This window comes from Mesorhizobium sp. M7A.F.Ca.MR.362.00.0.0, assembly GCF_004023175.1.
GTDB lineage: Bacteria > Pseudomonadota > Alphaproteobacteria > Rhizobiales > Rhizobiaceae > Mesorhizobium.
On sequence record NZ_RZTF01000257.1, the window covers coordinates 6,034 to 9,408 of the forward strand.

A 3,375-nucleotide genomic window follows, 5' to 3' on the forward strand; every position below is an offset into this window, starting at 1 on the left:
GATCAGGTCACGGCCATGATCGGCGGCGGCGTCAGGAAATTGATCGAGCGAGCCTTCGCGGCGTCGGGAGCGCCACTGCTCGGCAACGCTCTCGATGAGGCCAACCGCGTCATGGCGCCTATCTACCGCCGGCATCTGACCGGCCTGACAAGGCTGATGCCTGGAGTCAGGGAGGCTCTCACCCACTTTCATTTGGGCGGAGTAAGCATGGGGGTGGCAACCAACAAACCGCAGTTGGCGACCCGCGAAATCCTGCTTCATTTCGGATTGACGGAATATTTCGGCGCAATCGTTGGCGGAGACGCGGTGACATACCTGAAACCGGCGCCCGACGCCCTGCTGCTGGCGTTGGCACAGCTTGGGGTCGACGCCGGCGACGCGCTGCTGGTCGGAGACAGTGGCGCCGACCTGGGCGCCGCACGCGCCGCCGGCATGCCCGTCATTCTGTTGCGCGGCGGCTACAGCCACATTCCGGTGGAAGAGCTTGGCGCCGACCTCGTTTGCGACAGCCTTTTCGATCTGCCTTCGGCCATGCAGAGGCTGCAAGCCGATGCGTGATCAAGGCGTCCGCCGGCCGAACGCAAATTCGAACGGCCGGCTGCGCTCTATTTCGAGAATTGCTTCAGATAGGCAATGACATTGGCGATGTCTTCGTCCTGCTTGAGGCCGACAAACGCCATCTTCGTTCCTTTGATCATGGCCTTGGGATCGTGAAGATAGGTCTTCAGCGAGGGCTCATCCCATTTGACGCCGGATTTGCCAGCCGCGACCATCGCCTGAGAATAGCTGAACCCCGGGTGTGTCCCAGCCGTTCGGCCTATGACGCCGTTCAACGACGGGCCGACCTTGTTCTTGTCCTGGTCGGCGGCATGGCAGACCTTGCATTTGGCGAAGACCTTCTCACCAGCCGCCGCATCCTGGGCCTGGGATTGGCTCGCGATGAAGGGCACAACGGACATGACTGCGAAAAATGCGATTGCGCGCATGGTATTTCCTCATTGATCGTCTGGGTGCCCTGGACGATTTGCGCATGCCGATCCTTTGATCCGTCTGCATGCGCCTTACGCGGTGGAGTGGAATATCCGCTTCTCCCGTGGAGCCGCGCCGCGTGGCTCAGAAGCTAATTGGCATGTTGTGAAAGTCAATCGTACAAAGGTTTAGAGGCCTGGGTGCTCAAGAGACCTGTCCATTCGTCTTTGTTGACGGCTATCCGGCGAGCGCGTAGCTTGACCTCATTCCGGTTTCTCCATTGGCACCTCGGGAAATCCGGCAAGCGGTGATTTTGTCCTCGCTCCTGGTTGGGCTGGGCTCGCCGATATGGGCGTTTGGGAACGCGCAAGAGGTGCTGAATGGACATGGTCGATCTCATATTGACGGTTTGCCTCAGCGCCAATCCGAGCAATTGCCGAGACGAACATCTCTATTTCGAGAGCCGCGGCACTCTGTTCCAATGCATGATCCTTGCCCCCAGCGAAATCGCGAAATGGTCTCAAGAACACCCGAACCTCAAGGTCATGCGCTGGAAATGCGCATTTCCGAGCAAGGAACGAGCCATCTGATTTGGCTGCGCGGAACCCTGGGGAGGAGGTGTCATGATGGTTTCACGGCGCATGACGCTGCGTCTAGCGGTTCTCGGGACAGCCGCTGTTCTTGCTACCAGGCCGGTCGTTGCGGCAGCCAGGATTCGCCTCGGTGTGCTGAAGTTTGGAACCGTGAGTTGGGAACTCGATACGCTAAGGCGGCACAAATTCGATGCCGCCAACGGGATCGATCTGGAGATCATCGACTTCGCCGGCGAGGATGCAACCAACGTCGCGATGCTGGCTGGCGCGATCGACATGATCGTCTCCGACTGGCTATGGGTCTCGCGCCAGCGCTCCGAAGGCGGTGACGTCACATTGACCCCCTATTCGACCGCCGTGGGGGCGATCATGGTGAAGGAGGACTCGCCGATCCGGACGATCGCCGATCTCAAGGACAAGAAAATCGGCGTCGCCGGCGGCCCGCTCGACAAGAGTTGGCTGCTTATCCAAGCGCTGACCAGACGCGATCTCGACGTCGACCTGTCGGCAACCAGCGACATCGTCTTTGGCGCGCCGCCGCTGATTTCGGAAAAGGCAATACAGGGCGAACTCGATGCGGTGCTGAATTTCTGGCATTTTTGCGCCCGTCTCGAGGCCAATGGCTTCCGTCGACTGATCGGCGTGAACGACGCGGCAAAGTCGCTCGGGGCTCTGGGACCCGTTTCGGCCCTCGGTTACGTCTTCCATGACCAATGGGCAAACGAGAACCCGGATGCAGTCAGGGGTTTCGTGAGGGCGTCCGCGCAAGCCAAGGACTTGCTGGCCAGATCCGATGACGAATGGCTGCGCCTGGCGCCGATCATTCGCGCTGAAGGCAAGGAACTGGAAAAACTGCGCGATCGCTACCGCCAGGGCATTCCCAGACGGTCGGTCGCCGAGGAAGCGGCCGACGCCGGCAGGCTATACCATGTGTTGGCGGCGGTCGGCGGCGCGAAACTTGTCGGCAGCGCGCCGGAAATGGCGCCCGGCACGTTCTGGCAGGATCCCCGGAAATGACCGCATTGGGGACCGACGGCACGCGTGATGCTCCGCCGAGCATGTCCGGCCGACGCAGTCTGGCGACGGCACTCATGCCCGCGCTGACCGTAGCGGTCTCCCTGCTCGGGCTTTGCCTGCTGTGGAACCTTGCGGCAAGCGTCTGGCCAAGCCGTGCCTTTCCAGGGCCTCGGCAGGTCTGGCAGGTGCTTCTCAGGGAGGCTGCGAGCGGCGACCTCTTTTACCATCTCGGCGTGACTCTCGGCCGGGTCGCCGCGGCATATATCGTCGCCATGATCGTCGGATCCGTCATCGGCGTTTTGCTCGGCAGCCATCGTCGCGTCGACCGCTTTTTCAACCCATGGGTGATCCTGTTCCTCAACATCCCGGCGCTGGTGGTCATCGTCCTCGGCTACATCTGGTTCGGCCTCAACGAGGCGGCGGCGATCGGCGCGGTGGCGGTGAACAAGATCCCGAATGTCGTGGTGACGATGCGCGAAGGCGCCAGGGCGCTTGATCCAAGTTACGCCGAAATGGCCACCGTCTATCGCTTCGGCCGCCTTGAACGCATCCGCCATATCCTGCTGCCGCAATTGCAGCCCTATCTTGCCGCCGCATCGCGATCCGGCATTGCCCTCATCTGGAAGATCGTCCTGGTCGTCGAACTGCTCGGCCGCTCGAACGGTGTCGGCTTCCAGATCCATCTCTATTTCCAGCTCTTCGATGTCGCCGCCATTCTTGCCTACACGCTGGCTTTCGTGGCGGTGATGCTTGTCATTGAACTTCTCCTGGTGCAGCCCGTTGAACGACATGCAAC

General features: G+C 61.0%; 5 protein-coding genes. 4 read left to right on the top strand and 1 reads right to left on the bottom strand.

What is annotated here, in order from left to right:
- A partial coding sequence (locus EOC06_RS25515) for an HAD-IA family hydrolase (protein WP_245470054.1) occupies window positions 1-558 on the top strand: 558 nt, incomplete at its 5' end.
- A gap of 47 nt (window positions 559-605) precedes the next feature.
- Here the strand turns inward: EOC06_RS25515 and EOC06_RS25520 are convergent.
- Window positions 606-986 carry a cytochrome c family protein gene (locus tag EOC06_RS25520; RefSeq protein WP_127321093.1) on the bottom strand — a complete coding sequence of 127 codons (381 nt, stop codon included), beginning with the start codon at window positions 984-986 and terminating at the stop codon, window positions 606-608.
- A gap of 363 nt (window positions 987-1,349) precedes the next feature.
- On the opposite strand from EOC06_RS25520, the gene EOC06_RS25525 reads away from it, so the two are divergent.
- The 3 genes from EOC06_RS25525 to EOC06_RS25535 all read left to right on the top strand — a co-directional run.
- On the top strand, window positions 1,350-1,559 hold the full coding sequence (locus tag EOC06_RS25525; RefSeq protein WP_127269602.1) for a hypothetical protein: 210 nt from the start codon (window positions 1,350-1,352) through the stop codon (window positions 1,557-1,559).
- 33 nt (window positions 1,560-1,592) lie between these two features.
- On the top strand, window positions 1,593-2,579 hold the full coding sequence (locus tag EOC06_RS25530; RefSeq protein WP_127327540.1) for an ABC transporter substrate-binding protein: 987 nt from the start codon (window positions 1,593-1,595) through the stop codon (window positions 2,577-2,579).
- Window positions 2,576-3,375: ABC transporter permease (locus EOC06_RS25535; RefSeq protein ID WP_245470056.1), on the top strand; the 800-nt coding region annotated here is incomplete at its 3' end. The genes EOC06_RS25530 and EOC06_RS25535, both read left to right, overlap by 4 nt.